We start from the raw sequence: 22914 nt of genomic DNA on the forward strand, positions 1-22914 counted from the left end.
ATCGGAGTCGAGCAACGTAGGCACAAGACGTGCTACTCGATAGCGGCATTTCCTGGGCGACGCAATGGCTCCGGCGAGGGAGCCACCTCCTGGAATTGACGACCCCGCAAACGTTTAGCGTTTACCTTGAGGTGGCTTACACTCGCGCCTTCTTAGAATGGCCGGCTGCTCCTCACCCTTCGCATCGAGACCGCAAATGATGAAGTCCTTCCTGTCGTTCTCCCCCATCGCGGCTGGCTTGGCCTTGGCCCTGATTGCTGGCGCGGCGGCCGCGCAGACCACCCCGGCGGTGATCTTCGACATGGGGGGCAAGTTCGACAAGTCGTTCAACGAGGCCGCGTACCGCGGCGTCGAGCAGTGGAAGAAGGACACGGGCGGCAAGTATCTCGAGTTCGAGATCAGCAACGAGACCCAGCGCGTGCAGGCGATCCGCCGCATGGCCGAGCGCGGCGCGAGCCCGATCATCTCGGTGGGTTTCGCACAGGCCTCGGCGCTGAACCAGGTGGCCAAGGACTTCCCGAAGACGAAGTTCGTCATCATCGACGAGAAGGTCAACCAGCCCAACGTGCAGTCGGTGCTGTTCAAGGAGCAGGAAGGCAGCTTCCTCGTCGGCGCGCTGGCCGCGCTGACCAGCAAGACCGGCAAGGTCGGCTTCGTGGGCGGCATGGACATCCCGCTGATCCGCAAGTTCGAGTGCGGCTATGAGCAGGGCGCCAAGGCGGCCAACGCCAAGGTCGAGGTCTTCAAGAACATGACCGGCACGACGGCCTCGGCCTGGAACGACCCGACCCGCGGCGGCGAGCTGGCCAAGGCCCAGTTCGCCAAGGGCGTGGACGTGGTCTTCGCCGCGGCCGGCGGCACCGGCGTCGGCGTCTACCAGGCGGCCAAGGATGCCGGCAAGCTGGCCATCGGCGTCGACAGCAACCAGAACCACATCCAGCCCGGCACGATGCTGAGTTCGATGGTCAAGCGCGTGGACGTCGCCGTCTACAACGTGCTCAAGGAATGGAAGCCCGGCATCAGCGTGCTGGGCCTGAAGGAAGGCGGCGTCGAGTACGCCGTCGACGCCAACAACGCCAAGCTGATCGCTCCCGCGATCAAGACCAGGCTGGACGCGTACAAGGCCGACATCATCGCCGGCAAGATCAAGGTCGCGGACTACATGGCGGACAACGCCTGCAAGAACTGACCCCTCGCGAGCGAGCGTTCCTGACATGACACAGTCCCCACGCGGCGCCGCCGCGCCCGCGGTCCGTCTGTGCGAGATCTCCAAGCGCTTCGGCGCGGTGCAGGCCAACCGGGCGGTGAGCCTGGCCGTCGAGCGCGGCACGGTGCACGGCCTGGTCGGCGAGAACGGCGCCGGCAAGAGCACGCTGATGGCCATCCTCTACGGCTACTACCACGCCGACGAGGGTCACATCGAGGTCGACGGCCAGCGCGTCACCATCGCCAGTTCGCAGCAGGCCATCGCGCTGGGCATCGGCATGGTGCATCAGCACTTCATGCTGGTGGATACGCTGTCCGCGCTGGACAACGTGATGCTCGGCGCGGAGCCGGCGTTCTTCCTGTCCCGCGCGAAGCGCCAGGTGCGCCAGGAGCTCGAGGCGCTGATGCGCGACACCGGCCTGACGGTGCGTCTGGACGCGACCGTCGCCGACCTGCCGGTCGGTGAGATGCAGCGGCTGGAGATCCTGAAGGCGCTGTACCGCGGCGCGAAGATCCTGATCCTGGACGAGCCGACGGCGGTGCTGACGCCGCAGGAAACCGACCAGTTGTTCGAGGTCCTGCGCCGCCTGCGCGAACGCGGCACGACCATCCTGCTGATCACGCACAAGCTGCGCGAGGTGATGGCGCTGTGCGACGCCGTGACGGTGATGCGCGCGGGTGCGGTGATCAAGACCTGCGCGATCGGCGAGACCAGTCCCGAGGACCTGGCCGAGAGCATGGTCGGCCGCAAGGTCAACCTGGGCCGCGACGGCGGTGCCGTGAAGCCGCCGTCGGACCAGCCGGTGCTGAAGGCCGAAGGCCTGACCGTCGCCGGCGACAGCGGCTCCGGCGTGCACCTGCTGAGCCATGCGACGCTGGCGCTGCGTCCGGGCGAGATCGTCGGCGTGGCCGGTGTCTCCGGCAACGGCCAGAGCGAGTTGCTGGAAGTCCTGGCGGGCATGCGCGCGCCGGACGCCGGCACGCTGCACGTCGCGGGCCGCGACTTCCGCCCGACGTCGTGGATGGATCCGCGCACGGCGCGTGAGCTCAAGCTCGCGCACGTGCCCGAGGACCGCCACGCGCTCGGCATGGTGCTGAGCTTCCCCGCGTGGGAAACGGCCGCGCTCGGTTATCACGAGCAGGACGCCTATCGCGCCGGCCCGATGGGCCTGGGCATGAACCAGCGCCACCTCCGCGCGCAGACCGCGGAGATGATGGAGCGCTTCGACGTCCGCCCGCGCAACGCGGAGCTGGGCTCGTCGAAGTTCTCCGGCGGCAACCAGCAGAAGCTGATCCTGGCGCGCGAGATCGGCCAGAGTCCCGCCGTGCTGCTGGTCGGCCAGCCGACGCGCGGCGTCGACATCGGCGCGATCGAATTCATCCACAACCAGCTGCGCCGCCTGCGCGACGCCGGCTGCGCGATCCTGGTCGTCTCCAGCGAGCTCGACGAGATCCTGGCGCTGGCCGATCGCGTCATCGTCATGAACGCCGGGCGCATCACCGGGGAGCTCGCGATCGACGAGTGCTCCGAGAAGAACCTGGGCCTGCTGATGTCCGCTTCCCCCACTCACGAGAAGGCCGCTGGCGCGGCCGTGGCCCCATGAGCAGCCAAGCCTTGCAGATGCCGCGCTGGATGGACCTGGTCCTCCTGCCGCTGTGGAACCTGCTGATCGCGCTGGCGGTGGCCGGCGGCGTGGTGCTGCTGATCGGCGCGAGCCCGATGCAGGCGCTGTCGGTGCTGCTGGAAGGTGCGCTCGGCAGCGCGCGTGGCCTCGGCTACACGCTGTACTACACGACCACCTTCATCTTCACCGGCCTCGCCGTCGCGGTCGCCTTCCATGGCGGCCTGTTCAACATCGGCGGGGAAGGGCAGGCGACGCTGGGCGGCATCGGCGTGGCGCTGCTGTCGCTGTGGCTCGCGCCCAAGCTGCCCGGGTTCGTGATGATCCCGCTGGCGATCGTCGCGGCGGCGCTGTTCGGCATGGTGTGGGCCGCGGTGCCCGGCTACCTGCAGGCCTGGCGCGGCAGCCACGTGGTCATCACGACCATCATGTTCAACTTCCTCGCGGCCAGTCTCAATGGCTACCTGCTCGTGAACTGGCTGCGCCCGAACGGCTCGATGTCGGTCGAGAGCGATGCCTTCGCCGACTCGGCGCGCATGCCGGCGGTGCATGAGCTGCTGGCGAAGGTCGGCATCGAATGGCCGTCCTCGCCGCTGAACCTGTCGATCCTGCTGGCCGTCGCGGCCTGCGTCTTCGTCTGGTGGTTCCTGTGGAAGAGCCGCGCCGGCTACGTGCTGCGCGCGGTCGGCTCCAATCCGAGTGCCGCGCACTACGCCGGCATCAAGCCGCGCTGGCAGGTGCTGGCCGCGATGGGCCTGTCGGGCGCGTTGGCCGGGCTGGTCGGCGTCAACGAGATCGCCGGCGTGCAAGGCAAGCTGACGCTGGACTTCGTCGCAGGCGCGGGCTTCACCGGCATCGCGGTGGCGCTGATGGGGCGCAACCATCCGGTCGGCATCGTGCTGGCCTCGCTGCTGTTCGGCACCTTGTATCAAGGCGGCGTCGAGGTCTCGTTCGAAGTCCCCGGCTTCAGCCGCGAGATGGTCGTGACGGTGCAAGGCCTGATCGTGCTGTTCGCCGGCGCGATGGCGATGGTGAGCGCGCCGATGTTCGCGAAGCTGTATGCGGCCGTGGCCCGCAAGCGCGGCGCAGGCGTTGCAGGCGGCGCAGGCGTCGCTGGAGGGAAGTCGAATGGATGAGGTCCTGATCGGCTCCGTGCTGGCGTCGACGCTGCGCGTCACCACGCCGCTGCTGTTTGCCGCGCTCGCCGGCCTGCTGTCGGAGCGCTCCGGCGTCGTCGACATCGGCCTGGAAGGCAAGATGCTGTCCGCCGCGTTCGCCGCGGCGGCGGTGGCCAGCGTGTCGCACTCGACGACGCTGGGCCTGCTGGCCGCGATCGGCGTGGCCATCGCGATGTCGATGATCCACGGCTTCGCGACGGTGACGCACCGCGGCGACCAAGTCGTCTCCGGCGTCGCGCTGAACATGGTGGCCGCCGGGCTGACGGTGGTGCTGGGCATCGCCTGGTTCGCGCAGGGCGGCCAGACGCCGCCGATCGGCGCCGAGCAGCGCATCACCGGCCTGCTGCCGCAGTGGGCCGAGCCGACGCCCGGCAGCTGGGTGGCCTCGGTCATCGGCCACGGCCTGCTGAGCCACAACGCGCTGGTCTACCTGGCCTTCGCGCTGGTCGTCGTCGTGTGGTTCTTCCTGGAGCGCACCCGCCCCGGCCTGCGCCTGCGCGCGGTCGGCGAGAACCCGGCGATGGTCGACGCGGCCGGCGTCTCCGTGCCGCGGCTGCGCTACACCGCGCTGGCGCTCAACGGCATCCTGTGCGGCCTGGGCGGCGCCTACCTGACGCTGGCGCAGAACGCCTCGTTCTCTCCCAACATGACCGCGGGCCGCGGCTTCATCGCGCTGGCCGCGATGATCTTCGGCAAGTGGAAGCCGGTGCCGACGCTGTGCGCCTGCCTGCTGTTCGGTTTCCTGGACGCCGTCGCGATCCGCCTGCAGGGCGTGTCGCTGCCGGGCATCGGCGAGGTCCCGGTGCAACTGATCCAGGCGCTGCCCTACATCCTGACCGTGGTGCTGCTGGCCGGCTTCATCGGCCAGGCGATCGCGCCCAAGGCGCTGAGCAAGCCCTACGTGAAGGAGCGCTGATCATGAGCGCGAACCAAAGCCTGATCGCGGCGATCCCGCTGCCCGCCGACGTCATCGAACGCCTGCTGAAGGCCGCGCTCGATGCGCGGCAGCATTCGCATGCGCCGTATTCGAAGTACTTCGTCGGCGCCGCGGTGCTCGACGAGCACGGCCGCATCCACGCCGGCTGCAACATCGAGAACGCCGCCTACCCGCAAGGCTGGTGCGCGGAGACCAACGCGCTGGGCCACATGATCATGGGCGGCGGGCGCGTGGCGCGCGCGGTGATGGTCACCGGCGCGGGCTCGGAAATCATCACCCCCTGCGGCGGCTGCCGCCAGAAGCTGCGCGAGTTCGCGCGGCCCGACGACCTCATCGTGATCGCGGGCGACACCACCGGCGTGCGCGCGCACTGGACGCTGGAGCAGCTGCTGCCCGCCAGCTTCGGTCCGGATCACCTGAAGCCCTGAACATCCCAATCGACGCGGCCGCCGTGGCCGCGACAGGAGAACGACCATGTCCATCCCCCTGCAAGGCGCCGAGCTCGACGCCGCCATCACCGCCAGCATCGCCACGCTGAAGTCGACCTTCGGCGAACAAGGCCCTGAAGTCGCCGTCGTGCTGGGCTCCGGCTGGTCCGGCGCCGTCGACCAGCTGCAGGACGTGCAGCACCTGCCGTACGCGAAGCTGCCGGCGTTCCCGCAGCCCAAGGTCGAAGGCCACGTGGCCGAGATCGCCGTGGGCCGCGTCGGCCAGCAACGCGTGGCGATGCTGCGCGGCCGTGCCCACACCTACGAGAGCGGCGACTGCACCGGCATGGCCGGCGCGATCCGCAGCCTGAAGGCCTGGGGCGTGAAGGTGCTGGTGCTGACGAACGCGTCGGGCAGCCTGCGTTCGCACCAGCCGCCGGGCAGCCTGATGCTGATCTCGGACCACATCAATGCGCCGCAGCGCTCGCCGCTGACGGGCCTGCCGGGCAGCGACCGCTTCTGCGACATGAGCGTGGCCTATGACGCCGAGCTGCGCCAGCAGGGCTTCAAGATCGCCCGCGAGCACAACATGGTGCTCACCGAGGGCGTGTACGTGTGGGCCGTCGGCCCGCACTTCGAGACGCCGGCCGAGATCCGCATGTTCGCCGCCTGGGGCGCGGACGCGGTCGGCATGAGCACCGTGCCGGAGACCATCCTGGCGCGTCACGCGGGCCTGCGCGTTGCCGGCCTGGCGCTGATCACCAACATGGCCGCGGGCATGTCCGACGAGGCGCTGACGCACGCGCTGACGCTGCAGCAGGCGAAGGTCTCGGGCGACCGCGCGGCGGCCTACCTGGGCCACTACTTGGCCTCGTTGGCGACGCTGGAATCGCTCAAGGCCTGAGCGCCCCGGAGCGAAGATCGGGACGCGCCGCGTCCCGGTGGCCCCCGCGTCCACGGACGTGACGGGCCGCGGCGGTCGTGCGCGACCTTCAGGGTAGAGCAGTAGGAGTAGTCGATGAAGTCGGAGATGAGTCTCGAACAAGCGGCGCGCCTGGCGCTGCAATGCCTGGACCTGACGAGCCTGAACGACGGCGATACCGCCGCCGACATCGAGGCCCTGTGCACGCGCGCGATCGGCGCGCCGGAGCGTGGCCACGTCGCGGCCGTGTGCGTGTGGCCGAAGTTCGTCGCGCAGGCGCGCGCCGCGTTGCCCAAGGACATCCGCGTCGCCGCGGTCGCCAACTTCCCCGATGGCAGCCTGGATCTGCCGCGCGTGCTGGCGGAGATCGACGCGATCGCGCAGGCCGGCGCGCAGGAGGTGGACGTCGTGCTGCCGTACCGCGCGCTGATGGCGGGGCAGTCGACCGAGGTCGGCGAATTCCTGTCCGAAGTCCGGCACGCGACGCGGCCGCTGACGTTGAAAGTGATCATCGAGTCGGGCGAACTCGGTTCTACCGCGCGCATCGCCGAGGCCACGCGCCAGGCGCTGATGGCGGGGGCGGACTTCGTCAAGACGAGCACCGGCAAGACCAAGGTGTCGGCGACGCCCGAAGCGGCCGCGACGATGCTGCGCGAGATCGCCGGCAGCGGGCTCGGCAACGCGGGCTTCAAGGCCTCGGGCGGCATCCGCTCGGTGGTGGATGCCCGCGCTTATCTGCAGCTGGCGGCGGAGGCGCTCGGCGCCGCCGCGCTGACGCCGCAGCGCCTGCGCTTCGGCGCGAGCGGGCTGCTGGGCGACATCGAGGCGGTGCTGGCCGGACAGGACAGCGCGGCGGTCAGCGCGGCGTACTGAGGCGCCGAAGAAGCGCTGAAGCACCACTGAAGCAGTACTGAAGCAGCGCTCCACAAGCGCATGGGAAGCGCTCAAGCAGCGCGCAAGCCGCGAAGCCCCACCCCGACCGACGAGGGGCGGGCGCACAACGACAACACATCGAAGGGACGCGGCGATCATGCTGGCGCAGGAAATCATCCGGACCAAGCGCGAGGGGCGCGCGCTGGACGAGACCCAGATCGGGCACTTCGTGCGCGGGCTGGTGGACGGCAGCTGGAGCGAGGGCCAGGTGGCCGCGCTCGGCATGGCGGTGTTCCTGCGGGGCATGGGGCGCGACGAGGCGGTCGCGCTGACGCGCGCCATGATGAACAGCGGCCGCGTGCTGAGCTGGCCGGACATGCCAGGGCCGGTACTGGACAAGCATTCGAGCGGCGGCGTCGGCGACAAGCTGAGCCTGATGATCGCGCCGATGGTGGCGGCCTGCGGCGGCTACGTGCCGATGATCGCGGGACGCGGGCTCGGGCACACGGGCGGGACCGTCGACAAGCTCGAGGCCATCCCCGGCTACACGACGACGCCGGCGCCGGCCGACTTCGACCGCATCGTGCGCACGTTGGGCTGCGCCATCATCGGCCAGACCAGCGATCTGGCGCCGGCCGACAAGCGCTTCTACGCGGTGCGCGACATCACGGCCACGGTGGAGAGCGTGCCGCTGATCACCGCGAGCATCCTGTCCAAGAAGCTCGCGGCCGGGCTGCAGGGCCTGGCGATGGACATCAAGTGCGGCAACGGCGCGTTCGCGTCCACGCCGGAATTCGGACGCGAGCTTGCGCAGAGCATCGTCGACGTGGCCGGCGGCGCGGGCCTGCGGACCCGGGCGCTGATCACCGACATGAACCAGGTGTTGGGACAGGAAGTCGGCAACGCGCTGGAAGTGCGCGGCGCCATCGACTACCTGACCGGACGCCGGCCGCGCGAGGCCCGCACCCATGAACTCACGCTGGCCCTGTGCGCCGAGATGCTGGTGCTGGGCGGCATCGCGGCCGACACGGCCTCGGCACGCGTGAAGCTGCTGGCGGCGCTGGACAGCGGCGCGGCGGCGGAACGCTTCGCGAAGATGGTCGCGGCGCTCGGTGGTCCGGCGGATCTGCTGGAGAGGCCCGAGGTTCACCTCGCGGCAGCGCCGGTCGTCCTTCCGATCCCGGCACCGCGCGCCGGCCGCATCGTCGGCATGAACACGCGTGACCTCGGGCTCGTCATCGTCGAGCTCGGCGGCGGCCGCCGTCTGCCCGGCGATGCGCTCGACATGCGCGTCGGCCTCGACCGCTTCGCGCAGCTCGGCGACGTCGTCGCCGCAGGCGATCCCATCGCCTTCGTCCACGCCGCCGACGAGGCCTCGGCCGATCGCGCCATCGCGCAGGTGCTCGCCGCCGTCACCATCGGCGACGCGCCGTCCTGGACGCCAGCACCGCTCGTCATGGCGGAACTCGGCTGAGACCGAGCACGTCTGCGGGACCCGGTGCCGGCCGCCCTCATACGCTGCACATGTTTCGCAAATCGGTCGGCCGGCACCGGGTCCCGCAGACCGGACGAGTCAGGTGATCGGGCCATGGGGCTCGGTAGAATCCCGGCCCTCGATTCCTGATTCCCGACATGTCCGATTCCATCGACCCCATCGACGATCCCCTCGACAGTGACGACGCCAGCGACAAGGCCGGCACGCCGGCGGCGGGCGAGGGCGTCAACCATCCGAAGGCCCGCATCCGCAGCTTCGTCGTGCGCGCCGGTCGCATGGGCACCGGACAGGTCAAGGCGCTCACGGAACTCGGACCGAAGTTCGTGCTGCCGTTCAAGCCTGAAGCGATGGACTACGAGGCCACCTTCGGACGCAAGGCGCCCGTCGTCTTCGAGATCGGCTTCGGCATGGGCGGCCCGACCGCCCAGATCGCGCAGACCCTGCCCGGCGTCGACTTCATCGGCTGCGAGGTCCACGAACCCGGCGTCGGCGCGCTGCTCAAGCTGATCGGCGAGCAGGACATCCCCAACATCCGCATCTTCCAGCACGACGCCGTCGAGGTGCTGGACGGCATGATCCCCAAGGGCTCGCTGGCCGGCGTGCACATCTACTTCCCCGATCCCTGGCACAAGAAGCGCCACAACAAGCGCCGGCTCGTGCAGCCGCCGTTCGTCGCCAAGCTGGTGCAACACCTGGCCCCCGGCGGCTACCTGCACCTGGCCACCGACTGGGAGCCCTACGCCCAGCAGATGCTGGAGGTGCTGCGCGCCGATCCGGATCTGGAGAACACCTCGACCCGCGCGGACGGCTACGCCGACAAGCCCGAGTACCGCCCGCTGACGAAGTTCGAGAACCGCGGCCTGAAGCTGGGCCACGGCGTGTGGGACCTGGTCTTCAAGCGCAAGGTCTGACCCGCCGACCCCTCCTGTCCGTCGAGGCGAGTCACTCATCGGGCCCGTCGGGGCGAGTTCCCCACCGCGCCCGGCGCGGCGGGAACGTGCGTGACGAAGGTCAGGCGCGGAGGGACCTGCAAGGGCTTTCAGGCATCGCGAAAAGGTCGCGCTGGTAGAGTTCCTTCCTATGTCCGAATCCAACTCCCTCGCCGGTCGGCACGTCCTCCTGGGCCTGTCCGGCGGCATCGCCTGCTACAAGATCGCCGAGCTCACGCGGCTGCTCGTGAAAGCCGGCGCCACGGTGCAGGTCATCATGACGGAGGCCGCCGAGTCCTTCATCACGCCGGTGACCATGCAGGCGCTCTCCAACCGCCCCGTCTTCACCAGCCAATGGGATGCGCGCCCCGACAACAACATGGCGCACATCAACCTGACGCGCGAGGCCGACGTGATGGTGATCGCGCCTGCCAGCGCGGATGTCATCGCCAAGCTGGCGCAAGGCCGCGCGGACGATCTGCTGTCGCTGACGGCGCTGGCGCGTCCGGCGCACAAGTGCGCGCTGCTGCTCGCCCCGGCGATGAACCGTGAGATGTGGGCACATCCGGCCACGCAGCGCAACCTGGCGCAGGTGCAGGCGGACGGCGCGTTGGTGCTGGGTGTCGGGTCCGGCGACCAGGCCTGCGGCGAAGTCGGCGATGGCCGCATGCTGGAGCCGATGCAGCTGCTGGCGCACGTGGTCTCGCATTTCCAGCCGAAGGTGCTGGCCGGACGCAAGCTGCTGATCACGGCCGGGCCGACCTATGAGGCGATCGATCCGGTGCGCGGCATCACGAACCGCTCGAGCGGCAAGATGGGCTTCGCCATCGCGCGCGCGGCGGCGGAGGCGGGCGCCGAGGTGACGCTGGTCGCCGGCCCCGTGCACCTGCCCACGCCGCTGGGCGTGACCCGCATCGACGTGCAGAGCGCGCGCGAGATGCTGGACGCGGTGCTGCCGCGCGCCGCGACGCACCAGGTCTTCGTCGCCACGGCGGCGGTCGCGGACTGGCGGCCGGCGCAGACGGCCGAACACAAGATCAAGAAGAACGCCAAGGCCGGCGAGGCGGTCGCGCCCGCGCTGACGCTGGCGGAGAACCCCGACATCCTGGCGACGGTCGCCGCGCTGCCGCATCCGCCGCTGTGTGTCGGCTTCGCGGCGGAGAGCCAGGACCTGATCAAGCACGCGCGCGAGAAGCGCCAGCGCAAGAACGTGCCGCTGATCGTGGCCAACATCGGCCCGGCCGCCTTCGGCCAGGAAGACAACGCGTTGACGCTGGTGGACGCGCGCGGCGAACGCGAACTCTCGCGCGCCGACAAGCTGACGCTGGCCCGCGAGCTGGTGCGCGAGATCGCGCAGCGGCTGACGACCTACGGCGCCTGAGGCAGTCGCAGTCCTTTGCGCTCCCTTCAGACGCCCTCGATTTCCATCTCGACTGATTCCATGACCACCATCGATCTGAAGGTGCTCGACCGCCGCATGGCCGAGCAACTCCCTGCTTACGCGACGACCGGCAGCGCCGGCCTGGACCTGCGCGCCTGCCTCGACGAGGCGATCACGCTGGCGCCTGGCGACACGGTGCTGGTGCCCACGGGTCTGGCGATCCACATCGGCGATGCGGGTCTGGCGGCGATGATCCTGCCGCGCTCGGGCCTGGGCCACAAGCACGGCGTGGTGCTGGGCAACCTGGTCGGCCTCATCGACTCCGACTACCAGGGCCAGTTGATGGTCAGCGTGTGGAACCGCGGCAAGGACACGTTCACGATCCAGCCGATGGAGCGCATCGCGCAGATGGTGATCGTGCCGGTGGTGCAGCCCACCTTCCGTGTCGTCGACGACTTCGACGCGTCCTCGCGCGGCGAGGGCGGTTTCGGATCGACCGGCAAGGCCTGACCCCATTCACCCCACTCCAAGCTGACTCGGACTCGGACTCGGACTCGGACTCAGACGTCGAAGTCGACACCGACACCGACACCGAGTCCGACTTTGCAGTCGGACCGGTCAATCGCAGGCTGGAGTCAGCGAGTGTGAGTGGGGCCGGAATGGGGCTTGGGGTTCCCGGAGGGATGCCCCATGCCCCGTGGAGAGCCCGCGCTTGGCTGACCGGGGGCTGCCTTCGCTTGGCCGACCGGGGTCTGCCCGCGCTCGGCCGACCGGGATCAATCCCCGTGCCCGTGTCCTTCTTCGACACCTGCGGCCATCGCATCCACCGGCGCGCTCGCATTCGCCCCATCGAAGAAGAACGGCTTGCGCGCCTTCTTCGCTGGCCAGACCTCGTTCATCGACGGGATGTCGAAGACCCGCCCGCCTTGCATGACCTGGCTGATGCGATCGCTCTGGCGGATGTCCTTCAACACGTCGCCGTCGATGATCACCAGGTCCGCGAGCTTGCCCGACTCCAGTGAGCCGATGTCCTTGTCCAGACCGAGGTAACGCGCCGGATTGAGCGTCGCGGTGCGGATCGCCTCCAACGAGGTCATCCCACCCAGGCCCATCATCCACATTTCCCAATGCGCGCCGAGCCCTTCACGCTGCCCGTGCGCCCCGATGTTCACCGGCACGCCCGCGCGCTGCAGCTCGGTCGCGGTCTTCGCGACCTGGATGACGTTGAAGTCTTCTTCCGGTGCGGTTTCGCGGCGCACGCTGCGTGGCTCCAGCACGGCCTTGGGCACGAACTTGCTGAGGATCGGATGGCGCCACACGTCCGTGCGCGCGTACCAGTAGTGCTCGCCGTCCAGTCCGCCGTAGGCGACGTTCAGCGTCGGTGTGTAGCCGACCTGGGTCTGCGGCCACAGCTGCTTCACGTCGTCGTAGACCTTGGCCACCGGCAGCGCGTGCTCCACGCCGGTGTGGCCGTCGACGACCATCGACATGTTCAGCTGGAACAGCGAGCCGCCTTCAGGCACGACCATCATGCCGGTCTCGCGCGCGGCTTCGAGCACCTGCTGGCGCTGATCGCGCCGCGGCTGGTTGTAGCTCTTCACGCTGATCGCGCCGGCTGACTTCAAGCGCTTCAGATGCGTCTGCGCGTCCTCGAGGCTGTTGATCACCGCGGAGAAATCGGCCTTCGCACCGTACAGCACCGTGCCCGTCGAGAAGATCCGCGGCCCGACCACGCGGCCCGTGCGCTGCATCTCCGACTGCGTGTAGATGTCGCTGGTGCGGTTGGACGGATCGTGCAGCGTCGTCAGGCCGAAGGCCAGCGACGCGTAGTTGATCCAGCTCTGCTGCGGGACGATTTCGCTCTCGGCCATCGTGCCGTGCCAGTGCGCGTCGATCAGGCCAGGGATCACCGTCTTGCCGGCCGCCTGGATCGTCTCCGTGCCGGCGGGGATCGTCACCGACGCGCGCGGCCCGATCGCCGCGATGCGGTCGCCGTCGACGAGGATCGCGCCGTCCTCGATCACTTCATCGGGCTTGCTCGCGCTCATCGTGACGATGCGCGCGCCGACGATCGCGATGCGGCCCTTGGGCTTGTCGGCGGTCAGCGTCAGCTTGATCGGCGCGCCGCGTTCCGCGGGCTTGAAGCCCGGCTGCAGCGCCTGTGTCAGCGGCACGGTGAAGAGCTCGTTGCCCAGCGCGTAGTGCAGCGCATACGGCTGCGACTTGCCGTCGCCCGACCACTGCAGGTCGTCGCCCGCGTTGACGTCGAGCTTCTTCACCGGCATCGCCTCGGCCTTCGGGCCGACCGTCTGCAGCTTGCCCGCGGGCGCGAGTGGCGTGACGTAGGTGTGGAAGCGCTCGGTGAAGCCGAGCCACTGGCCGTCCGGTGACACGGTGAAGCGCGTCGCGAATTCGCTCTTGGCGACGGCGAACTCGCTGCGCTCGACCAGGTTCAGGCGGACCAGCTGGTGATTCGAATCGACCTCGCCCGTCGTCTGCTTGCGCGTGACGTAGAGCGTGTCGTTGTCGGCGCCGAACTGGGGCGCTTCGCCGTCCTTGGTGACGCGGCGCGGCTGGCCCTTGCCGTCGGCGGGGGCGACGTAGACGCCGGGCTCCAGGCTGTTCCAGGGCGAGGTCAGGAAGCCGCCCTTGGCCTTCTGATACGCGACGGTCCTGCCGTCCGGCGAGAACGCCGGCGACAGGTACTTGCCGGGCTCCGGCGTGACGATCGTGTCGCGGCCGCCGGCGAGGTCGAGCACGCGCACGCGGCCCTGGTCCGCGTCGGTCCAGCTCACGTAGACGAGTTGCTTGCCATCGCGCGAGAACGCCGGGAAGTACTCGAAGCGTTCCGTCTGCGACGTGAGTCGGCGCGCTTCGCCGACCGGTTGGCCGTCGCGCAGCTCGCTCGTGTAGAGATAGCCGGCGGACGAGAACACCACGCGCCTGCCATCCGGCGAGACCTTGACCCAGCGCAGCATCTTCGAGTCGAAGGTCGCGGGCGCGACCTCATGCGCGAAGCGCAGGGCGGGCGTGATCTGGCGCTCGTCCTTCACGTGGAAGGGGATCTCCGCGGCGCTGGACTTGAACGGATCGATGCGCCAGAGCTTGCCCTGCGCCCAAGCCACAACCTGCTTGGAATCGGGCATCCACGCGATGCCGGGGTAGACGCCGTGCACGGACCAGGACTCCTGCAGGTCGCGTTCCATGCCGGTCCAGGCGGGGAATTCGCGGCCGGTCTTCAGGTCCTTGAGGAACAGCGTGGTGCGGCTGCCCGAGGCGTCGCGCAGCCGGCGGATGAAGGCGAGGTACTTGCCGTCGGGGGAGGGCGTCGGCCGGATCGCGCCGCCGGGGCCGGTGACGAAGGGCTCGTTGGTGCCATCGGTCAGGTCCTGGCGGTAGATGCGGAAGATCTCGCCGGTGCTGTCCTTGTTGTATTCGAACTGGCGGCCGGGCGTGCTGTCCTGCGAGTAGTACAGGTACTTGCCGTCGGGCGAGAGCGCGGGCTCGCCGAGGTCCTTCTGCCAGTTCGGCTTCTCGTTGAGCTGCTGGCCCTTGCCGCCGTCGAGGTGATAGAGCCAGATCTCGCCGCTGCCCAGCGAGCGGGTGCCGGTGAAGTGCTTGCGGGCGGCGATGTACTTGCCGCTCGGGTGCCAGACGGGGTTGTTGAGCAGGCGGAAGTCTTCGGTCGAGATCGCGCGGGCGTTGGTGCCGTCGGCGTTCATGACCCAGATGTTGTCGCCGCCGCCGGCGTCGGAGACGAAGGCGATCTGCTTGCCGTCGGGCGAGAAGCGGGGCTGCATCTCCCAGGCGATCGAGTGTGTCAGCGCCTTGGCTTCGCCGCCGCCGACGGGCATCACGTAGAGGTCGCCGAGCAGGTCGAAGACGATCTGCTGGCCGTCGGGACTGACGTCGACCGACATCCAGGTGCCGGTGCGCACGTCGATGTTGGCGATCTTCTTCTCGCCGGGGGGCTGGTTGACGTTCCATTTCGCGGCGGGCGCGGAGGCGGCTGTGGCCGGAGAGGGCGCCGCGACCGGGGCATCAGCGGCGAAGGCGGCCGCCTGCAGCGTGAGCGCGAAAGCGAGCACGCCCGCGCGGGCGGGCGTGACGGCGAAGGCGTTGGCGCCATTGGAGGCGGTCGTCAGCGAGGACTGCTTCGTGAGCATCTTGTTCGTCATGGGGCACCCTGGGATGAAGAGTGCCGGCAGCATAGAGGCCGACTACGCGCAAACCCGACCGGGTTTGCGAGGGCATGACGAATGGCCGTGCGAGTGGCGTGCAAGGTCCCGGCGCAAGCTTGGACTGGCTCGGCGATCGCCGACATAGGGATTGCCCCGCGCGTCAGGCCGGCGAATCCTCTCAGGCATGAGTCCGAAGCCGGTCCAGCGCGCCTCCACCCCTGCCATCGCCACGCCCGCGATGCTGGTCGTCGACGCTGACGAGGCGGCCTGCTGGGCCTTGCTCGACAGCGGAGACTGGGCCGCCGCGAACGCACGGTTCGCGGCTGTGTTGGCCCGGGAGCCGGACAGCCTGGGTGCCGCCCAGGGACTCGTGGCGACCCTGCGCAAGCAGCGGGATTTCGATGCGGCGGCGCGCGTGCTCGATGCCGCGCTGCGGCGCCACCCCGATGCCCTCGGCCTGCTCGCGGAGCGCGTCTGGTGTGCCCTCGACCAGAAACGGGATGCGGAGGCCTCGACACGACTGGACGAGATCATCGCCACGGGCCGTGCAGACGAAGGGCACTACTTGTGGAAGGTCGAACTCCTGCGGCGTGAGCGCCGGTTCGAGGAGGCCGAAGCGATGATCTCGCTGGCCCGCGCTCGTCTGCCCGGTGCTACGCGATTGAATACCGAGTCTGCGTGGCTCAGTTTCCATCGACGCGACCATGAGGAAGCCTTGCGTCGCTTCGAGGAGGTGCTCAAGAGCCGTCCGGATGATGCGTCCGCTTGGCAGGGGCGCATTGCCAGCCTGCGCAAGCTGGAGCGTTTTGCCGAGGCGCGGGAAGTCGTGGCCCAAGGCATGACGAGTTGTCCCGATGCCGTGGGCCTGCTGGTGGAGAAGGGTTGGACCGCCTTTGACGAGGGGTGGTTGGAGACCGCCGAGCGGGCGTTCGCCACGGCCGTGCGGCGCGCGCCCGCGGACCCTCGGCTCAAGGTGTGCCTGGCGGCGGCGCTGGTGTGCCAGCGGACGGAGGATGATCATGTCCAGGCCGAAGCCTTGTGCCGCGAGGCCCTGAAGCAGGAGCCCGATCTGGCCGACGCGTTCGGTTGTCTCGGGCAGATTGCTTTCCAGCGCGGACGGTGGAGCGAAGCCGAGCGCCAGTTCCGGCGCGCGGCGGAGCTGGATCCCGTGTCCGGGCGCTGCGCGGATCTTGGAACGGTGCTGGCACGCATGGGGCGGACCGTAGACGCGCAGAGGTACTTCCGCCGCGCGATCGAGATCGACCCCGACGACGTCTTTGCACACCTGCAACTCGGAAGCCTCCTGCTGACGCAGGACAAGGCGAAGCTGGCCATCGCGGAGTTCAATCAGGCGTTGGCCTTGGCGCCTCGCAATCCGGACGCCCACCGCGCGATGGCCGTCGGACTGATCGAGCTGGGCCGGTTGGACGAGGCCGAACTCATCCTGAGGCGTGGCCTGCGTGATGTGGATGTGGCAAAGAGCGGCACCTTGCATCTCACCTTGGCACAGTTGCTGGCGCGCCAGGGCGAGAACGCCTCGGACAACAAGCTGATCGAAGAGGCGCTGAAGGAGGTTGGCCTGGCGCTGACACGTCAGCCGAGAAGCTGCGCCGCGCTGTTCCAGCGCGGTCTGATCCGAGCGAAGCTGGGTGACCTGCGCGGTGCGTTGCAGAGCTTTCAACAGGTCCTCGCGTTGGACCGACATCACCTGCAGGCCGAGCTCAATCGACAACAGGTCGCGGCACTGCTGCGCCAGGAACGAAAACTGACTGGCGCCAGCCGCGTCGCGAGCGTGTTCCTGTGCGTGGTACTGCTGGCGCACCTGGGTGCGTTGTGGTGGCTGTTCATTGCCAGTGATCGTGTGAGTGCGACTGTCTTCGCGGCGCTGCTGCCGCTCCTGTTGGGGTTGCTGGTGGTCGCATGCTTGCTGCCCTGGCTCAGCCGGCTCAAGCTCACCGGGCTGGAGGCCGAACTGAGCGTGCCCAAGGCCAAGGACACCTTGGCGAGTGGTCCCAAGGGCGCGCTCCGATTCGGCGACGAGACGCCAAAGTCGCTCTGAGCTGCATCCGGTCGGACCGATGCGTCTTGGCGTGCAAGCGACAGGCAATCAGTTCATCTCGTCCGACGAGATCCATCGGAGTCCAGGTCTTGCCTCCATGACGGCCTTGAGCAACGCCGCCGCGATGCTGCTCGCCGGATTGATGCGGAACCTCTTCGGCAGTACTGGCGTCAGGAGCCGGATCAGTGTCATGGCCGCGCCTTCGGCACGCCTGGTTTCCTGGCGCTCTCCTCCGATAAGGCTGGGTCTGCAGATCGTCAGCGATCGGAAACCGATGGCCTGGATGTCCCGTTCCACTTCGCCCTTGGTCCTCGTATAGAAGAACCGGGAGTCCGCTGAAGCGCCGACCGCGCTCACGAGGGCGAAGGTCTCGACGCCCGCGGCGTGCGCGGCCTTTCCGAACGCGACGGGAAGTTCGTGGTCGACGTGTCGGAACGCTTCTTTCGAGCCAGCCTTGGCCTGGGTCGTGCCCAACGCGCAGATCACCGCTTGAGGCCTGAACGACGCCAACTGCGGAATCAGGTCTTCGAGGCGTGAGACCACCGGGTTCACGAGCTTCCCGGCGGGCGCCAAAGGCTTGCGCGTTGGCGCAATGACTTCGGAAACCGCATCACTGGCAAGCGCAAGCTCCAGCGCCTTGCTTCCCACCAGACCTGTGGCACCGAGCAGCAGCAGTCTCATCGTCGAATCTCCTCGCACGCGTAGCCGCAATGGTGGGGTGTCATGCGGAGTGTTCCTTCTGCCACCGCTCGACCTCTGGCCGATGGCGCTGAATGTACGCCCGCAGCCCTTCGAAGCAGCGGTGCGTCCGCCAATCAAACATCCACACGACGGGCGGTTCCAGCAGCCATCGCAGCCAGCGCGGCCCGACCTCGAAGGTGCAGGCGCAGATCAGCCACGAACGATCCGGGCGGAGGTCGCAGTCTACGGGGGGCTCAAAATGAGCGACATCGTTGAAGTGGAGCCAAGGACATGTCAATCAAGCGAATGGACAACGTCCTGATCGTTGTCGACGATCTCGAGGCCGTGAAGGCGTTCTTCATCGAACTGGGCCTCGAGCTCGAGGGCCAGACCGACGTGCAAGGTCCCGATGTCGGGCGCCTCATCGGGCTCGGCGACGTGCGGGCCACGCTCGCGATGCTGCGGACGCCCGATGGACAGGGCATCGAACTGGACAAGTTCCACACGCCGGACGCCGTCAGGTTCGGGCCCGTCGACACGCCGGTGAACGCGCTGGGTCTTCGTCGCATCATGTTCGCCGTGGAGGACATCGATGCCGTCGTGGAACGGATGCTCGCGCGTGGCGCGGCACTCATCGGCCGGATGGAGTACGGGACTGCGTACCGGCTCGTGTATCTCCGTGGGCCCGAGGGCATCATCGTCGGGCTGGCCGAACAGCTCGGCTGAATTCACCCCGCCGACAAGCGCCACGGATCCTGTCGCTCCGCCGCATCCTGCTGGCGGAACGCCTTGGGTGAGAGTCCGACCGTCCGCTTGAATACCTTCGAGAACCCGAACGCGTCGCGGTAACCGACCGCCGCGGCGACCGCCTCCAGGCTATGCCGCGTCTGCGCGAGCAACTGCATCGCGCGCTGCATGCGCACCACGCGCAGGTGCTTCAACGGCGTGTCGCCCATCGCTTCGCGGAAGCGCTCCGCCAGCGCCGTGCGCGACAGGCCGGCCCGTTTCGCCAGCTCGTCGAGCGTCCACGGATGTGCCGGGTCGCCATGCATCAGTGCCACCGCGCGACCCACCATCGGGTCGTGTACCGCCAAGCTCCAGCCGACGCTCGTCGCCGCGCGCTTCGCGATCAGCTGGCGCAGCGCGTAGGTGAACAGCAGGTCCAGCAGGCCATGCGTGATGATCTCCGCGCCGGGCTCGGCCTCGCGCAGTTCCTCGACCAGCAGTCCGCCTGCCAGCGCGAGAGGCCCCAGCCGCGGCATGTCGGCCGCACGCAGCACCGCCCAGGTCGGCAGCTCCGCGAAGAACGGATGCACCGGTGCATGCCAGAACTGGTACGCGCCGCTGAGCACGGCGGCATCGATGCCCGTTGGCGTCCCGAACGCGCCGATCGCGCCGGACGACGAAGACCGCTGCATGTCGATGTCGTCGACGCGCTGCCCCTTCAGCGACGGGCGCAGGCTCAGCACGTGCGGATGACCGCGCGCCATCACTGCGATGTCGCCGCCGCTCAACTGCAGCGGCTCCTCCAGCTCCGGCGCATGGAGCATCACGCTGCCGCGCAGCACGACGTGCAATCCGATGCTGCGGTCGCAGGGGAAGCGCAGCGCGCAGTCGTCGGACAGCTCGCTGAGGTCGAGCAAGCGCCGCGACAGGCCCGTGTCGCGCAAAACAGCGCTCAACAGATCGATGCTCATGAATGGAGATGCCGGAACGCGGAGACATGAATTATGGATCTTTGTCCATTCCGAGTCCGGGATGCCGTCCCTAGCATGAATTCCTCTTCACCGATCCGGAGTCCTGATCATGATTGTTGTCACCGGCGCCACTGGCCAATTGGGCCGCCTTGTCATCGACCGCCTGCTGAGCCTGGGCGTTGCATCCGCCGGCATCGTCGCCGCGGTACGCACCCCATCGAAGGCTGCGGACCTGGCCGCGCGGGGCGTCGTCGTCCGCGAGGCCGACTACACGCGGCCCGACACGCTGACCGCCGCCTTCGTCGGCGCGGAACGCGTGCTGCTGATCTCCTCGAACGAGATTGGCGAGCGCATTCCGCAACATCGCGCCGTCATCGACGCGGCCAAGGCCGCTCGCGTGAGCCAGCTCGTCTACACCAGCGTGCTGCACGCCGACCGCTCGCCGCTGGGCCTGGCCGGGGAACACCGCGAGACGGAGGCGCTGATCAAAGCCGCCGGCCTCACGCACGTGCTGCTGCGCAACGGCTGGTATGTCGAGAACTACCTCGCTGCGCTGCCGATGGCGCTGAAGCACGGCGCCTTCCTCGGCTCGGCGGGTGAGGGGAGCATCTCGTGGGCAACTCGCGCCGATTACGCAGATGCCGCCGCTGCGGTGCTGACGCGACCCATCGACGGCAATGCAGTCTTCGAGCTGGCGGGCGACCGCGGGCACACGCTGTCGGAACTGGCCGCGGAGGTTGCCCGCCAGAGCGGCCAGCCCGTGCAGTACAAGGACCTGCCTCGCGCGGACTACGAGCGCTTGCTGCTGGATGCAGGCCTGCCGGCGCCGTTGGCCGAGCTGCTCGCTGATTCGGACGAGCAAGCCGCCAAGGGCGCGTTGCAGGACGACGGCGGCGCGTTGGCGCGGTTGATCGGCCGACCGACGACGACGCTGGATGTCGCCGTGGGCGCGGCGCTCGCCTGAGAGTCACCGCGCGTAGTGGGGGCAGAGGGCACCGGGCCTCGCATCTCCAAGCCGCCCGATGCCGTTCTCGCAAACGCCAATGGGCCGCTCTCGCGGCCCATTCCATGTGTGACGTCTCAAGCGTCGATCGCTAACGGTCGATCACTTCGCCCGCGACGTCATGATCGCGTCCGCCACGTTCTTCGGCGCCTCGGAGTAGTGCTTGAACTCCATCGTGTACGTCGCGCGGCCTTGCGTCGCAGAGCGCAGCGAGGTCGAGTACCCGAACATCTCCGACAGCGGCACCTCCGCCTTGATGATCTTGCCGCCGCCGACCATGTCGTCCATGCCCTGCACCATGCCGCGGCGGCTGGACAGGTCGCCCATCACCGTGCCGGCGTAGTCCTCGGGCGTCTCGACTTCCACGGCCATCATCGGCTCCAGGATCACCGGATTCGCACGCCGGCAGGCCTCCTTGAAGCCCAGCGAGGCCGCCATCTTGAACGCGTTCTCGTTCGAGTCCACGTCGTGGTACGAGCCGAAGGTCAGCGTGACCTTCACGTCCACCACCGGATACCCGGCCAGCACGCCGTTGGGCAGGCTGTCGATGACGCCTTTCTCCACCGCCGGGATGAACTCGCGCGGCACCACGCCGCCCTTGATCGCGTCGACGAACTCGAAGCCCTTGCCCGGCTCCTGCGGCGCCAGCGAGAACACCACGTGCCCGTACTGGCCCTTGCCGCCGGACTGGCGCACGAACTTGCCTTCCACGTCCGTCACCGCCTTGCGCACCGTCTCGCGATACGCGACCTGCGGCTTGCCGACGTTGGCCTCGACGCTGAACTCGCGCTTCATCCGGTCCACGATGATCTCCAGGTGGAGTTCACCCATGCCGGAGATGATGGTCTGGCCCGACTCCTCGTCCGTGCGCACGCGGAAGGACGGGTCCTCCGCCGCGAGACGCCCGAGGGCGATGCCCATCTTCTCCTGATCCGCCTTGGTCTTGGGCTCCACCGCCTGCGAGATCACCGGCTCCGGGAAGATCATCCGCTCCAGCGTGATGATGGCCTCGGGATCGCACAGCGTCTCGCCGGTCGTCACGTCCTTCAGGCCCACGCAGGCGGCGATGTCGCCGGCCAGGATCTCCTTGATCTCCTCGCGCTGGTTGGCGTGCATCTGCAGGATCCGCCCGATGCGCTCCTTCTTGCCGCGCGTCGGGTTGTAGACCGAATCCCCCGACTTCAGGATGCCGGAGTACACCCGCACGAAGGTCAGCTGGCCCACATACGGATCGGTCATCAGCTTGAAGGCGAGGGCGCTGAACTTCGCGCTGTCGTCGGCCGCGCGCGTCGTGTCCTGGTCGTCGTCGTCCATGCCGTGCACCGGCGGGATGTCCACCGGCGAGGGCATGAAGTCGATCACCGCGTCCAGCATCCGCTGCACGCCCTTGTTCTTGAACGCCGTGCCGCACAGCATCGGCTGGATCTCGCCGGCGATCGTGCGCTGGCGGATCGCGCGCTTGATCTCGGCCTCATCGAGCTCGCCCGTCTCGAGGTACTTGTTCATCAGCTCCTCGTCGGCCTCGGCCGCCGCCTCGACCATCTTCTCGCGCCACTCGTCGGCCTGCGCTTTCAGCTCCGGCGGGATCTCCTGGTAATCGAAGGTCATGCCCTGCGTGGCGTCGTGCCACAGGATGGCCTTCATCTTCAGCAGGTCGATCACGCCCTTGAAATGCTCCTCCGCGCCGATCGGCAGCACCACCGGCACCGGGTTGGCCTTGAGCCGGTCCACCATCATCTGGCGCACGCGGTAGAAGTCCGCGCCCACGCGGTCCATCTTGTTCACGAAGGCCAGCCGCGGCACCTTGTACTTGTTGGCCTGGCGCCAGACCGTCTCCGACTGCGGCTGCACGCCGCCGACCGAGTCGTACACCATCACCGCGCCGTCCAGCACGCGCATGGAACGCTCCACCTCGATCGTGAAGTCCACGTGCCCCGGGGTGTCGATGATGTTGATGCGGTGCTCCGGGTACGAGCGGTCCATGCCCTTCCAGAAGCAGGTCGTCGCCGCGGAGGTGATGGTGATGCCGCGCTCCTGCTCCTGCGCCATCCAGTCCATCGTCGCGGCGCCGTCGTGCACTTCACCGATCTTGTGATTGACCCCGGTGTAGAACAGGATGCGCTCCGTCGTCGTCGTCTTGCCGGCGTCGATGTGCGCCGAGATGCCGATGTTGCGGTAGAGCTCGATGGGGGTCTTGCGGGACATGGTGGTCTCCAGTGGCGATGGACGACCCGCGCGCGCCAGCTTCGTTGGAGGCGCGCGCCGGGTCCGAGAGCCGACCAATGTAGCGACAAGCCATGACCCCCGCCATACGCCCGTTGG

Annotated in this window: 18 protein-coding genes; 14 read left to right on the forward strand and 4 right to left on the reverse strand. The window is 68.6% G+C overall.

The window, feature by feature from the left end; genetic code table 11:
- Positions 1–199: 199 nt before the first annotated feature.
- The 11 genes from AC1VNM_RS03225 to dut all read left to right on the forward strand — a co-directional run bounded on the left by AC1VNM_RS03225 (position 200) and on the right by dut (position 11481).
- Entirely contained in the window at positions 200–1189 is a 990-nt protein-coding gene (locus AC1VNM_RS03225; protein ID WP_483109227.1) for a BMP family lipoprotein, read from the forward strand.
- A 25-nt stretch (positions 1190–1214) separates the two neighbouring features.
- Entirely contained in the window at positions 1215–2810 is a 1596-nt protein-coding gene (locus AC1VNM_RS03230; RefSeq protein WP_483105836.1) for an ABC transporter ATP-binding protein, read from the forward strand.
- Positions 2807–3964, forward strand: a complete 1158-nt coding sequence (locus AC1VNM_RS03235) for an ABC transporter permease (RefSeq protein ID WP_377155849.1) — start codon at positions 2807–2809, stop codon at positions 3962–3964. The genes AC1VNM_RS03230 and AC1VNM_RS03235 overlap by 4 nt, the downstream gene beginning before the upstream one ends.
- Positions 3957–4922 carry an ABC transporter permease gene (locus AC1VNM_RS03240; protein ID WP_377155848.1) on the forward strand — a complete coding sequence of 322 codons (966 nt, stop codon included), beginning with the start codon at positions 3957–3959 and terminating at the stop codon, positions 4920–4922. The genes AC1VNM_RS03235 and AC1VNM_RS03240 overlap by 8 nt, the downstream gene beginning before the upstream one ends.
- A gap of 2 nt (positions 4923–4924) precedes the next feature.
- Positions 4925–5371, forward strand: coding sequence for a cytidine deaminase (cdd, locus tag AC1VNM_RS03245; RefSeq protein ID WP_483105837.1), 447 nt, complete (start codon positions 4925–4927; stop codon positions 5369–5371).
- A gap of 46 nt (positions 5372–5417) precedes the next feature.
- Positions 5418–6275, forward strand: a complete 858-nt coding sequence (locus AC1VNM_RS03250; RefSeq protein ID WP_483105838.1) for a purine-nucleoside phosphorylase — start codon at positions 5418–5420, stop codon at positions 6273–6275.
- Positions 6276–6401: 126 nt separating this feature from the next.
- A complete protein-coding gene (gene deoC / locus AC1VNM_RS03255; RefSeq protein ID WP_483105839.1) occupies positions 6402–7166 on the forward strand; it encodes a deoxyribose-phosphate aldolase in 765 nt (254 codons plus the stop codon).
- A 154-nt stretch (positions 7167–7320) separates the two neighbouring features.
- Positions 7321–8640 (forward strand): thymidine phosphorylase, encoded by a 1320-nt coding sequence (gene deoA / locus AC1VNM_RS03260; protein WP_483109228.1) that lies wholly within the window; start codon positions 7321–7323, stop codon positions 8638–8640.
- A 158-nt stretch (positions 8641–8798) separates the two neighbouring features.
- Positions 8799–9572, forward strand: coding sequence for a tRNA (guanosine(46)-N7)-methyltransferase TrmB (trmB, locus tag AC1VNM_RS03265; protein WP_483105840.1), 774 nt, complete (start codon positions 8799–8801; stop codon positions 9570–9572).
- A 169-nt stretch (positions 9573–9741) separates the two neighbouring features.
- Positions 9742–10971 carry a bifunctional phosphopantothenoylcysteine decarboxylase/phosphopantothenate--cysteine ligase CoaBC gene (gene coaBC / locus AC1VNM_RS03270; protein ID WP_377155839.1) on the forward strand — a complete coding sequence of 410 codons (1230 nt, stop codon included), beginning with the start codon at positions 9742–9744 and terminating at the stop codon, positions 10969–10971.
- A gap of 60 nt (positions 10972–11031) precedes the next feature.
- On the forward strand, positions 11032–11481 hold the full coding sequence (gene dut, locus AC1VNM_RS03275) for a dUTP diphosphatase (protein WP_431102716.1): 450 nt from the start codon (positions 11032–11034) through the stop codon (positions 11479–11481).
- Between the two features lie 266 nt (positions 11482–11747).
- On the opposite strand, the gene AC1VNM_RS03280 is transcribed toward dut, so the two are convergent.
- On the reverse strand, positions 11748–15149 hold the full coding sequence (locus AC1VNM_RS03280) for an amidohydrolase family protein (protein ID WP_483105841.1): 3402 nt from the start codon (positions 15147–15149) through the stop codon (positions 11748–11750).
- 187 nt (positions 15150–15336) lie between these two features.
- Here AC1VNM_RS03280 and AC1VNM_RS03285 point away from each other — a divergent pair, with 187 nt between their 5' ends.
- Positions 15337–17211: a tetratricopeptide repeat protein gene (locus tag AC1VNM_RS03285; RefSeq protein ID WP_483105842.1), complete on the forward strand. Its 1875-nt coding sequence runs from the start codon at positions 15337–15339 to the stop codon at positions 17209–17211.
- A gap of 48 nt (positions 17212–17259) precedes the next feature.
- Here AC1VNM_RS03285 and AC1VNM_RS03290 read toward each other — a convergent pair whose 3' ends face one another.
- On the reverse strand, positions 17260–17892 hold the full coding sequence (locus tag AC1VNM_RS03290; RefSeq protein ID WP_377155828.1) for an NAD(P)H-binding protein: 633 nt from the start codon (positions 17890–17892) through the stop codon (positions 17260–17262).
- A 291-nt stretch (positions 17893–18183) separates the two neighbouring features.
- Between AC1VNM_RS03290 and AC1VNM_RS03295 the strand changes: the two genes are divergently transcribed.
- Positions 18184–18618 (forward strand): VOC family protein, encoded by a 435-nt coding sequence (locus tag AC1VNM_RS03295; RefSeq protein WP_483105843.1) that lies wholly within the window; start codon positions 18184–18186, stop codon positions 18616–18618.
- A 2-nt stretch (positions 18619–18620) separates the two neighbouring features.
- Here AC1VNM_RS03295 and AC1VNM_RS03300 read toward each other — a convergent pair whose 3' ends face one another.
- On the reverse strand, positions 18621–19589 hold the full coding sequence (locus tag AC1VNM_RS03300) for an AraC family transcriptional regulator (RefSeq protein ID WP_483105844.1): 969 nt from the start codon (positions 19587–19589) through the stop codon (positions 18621–18623).
- Positions 19590–19698: 109 nt separating this feature from the next.
- Between AC1VNM_RS03300 and AC1VNM_RS03305 the strand changes: the two genes are divergently transcribed.
- A complete protein-coding gene (locus tag AC1VNM_RS03305) occupies positions 19699–20553 on the forward strand; it encodes an SDR family oxidoreductase (RefSeq protein ID WP_483105845.1) in 855 nt (284 codons plus the stop codon).
- Between the two features lie 141 nt (positions 20554–20694).
- Here AC1VNM_RS03305 and fusA read toward each other — a convergent pair whose 3' ends face one another.
- Positions 20695–22797 carry an elongation factor G gene (gene fusA / locus AC1VNM_RS03310; protein WP_377155821.1) on the reverse strand — a complete coding sequence of 701 codons (2103 nt, stop codon included), beginning with the start codon at positions 22795–22797 and terminating at the stop codon, positions 20695–20697.
- Positions 22798–22914: the final 117 nt, after the last annotated feature.

The sequence above is a fragment of the Mitsuaria sp. MSU3D genome (assembly GCF_056867975.1).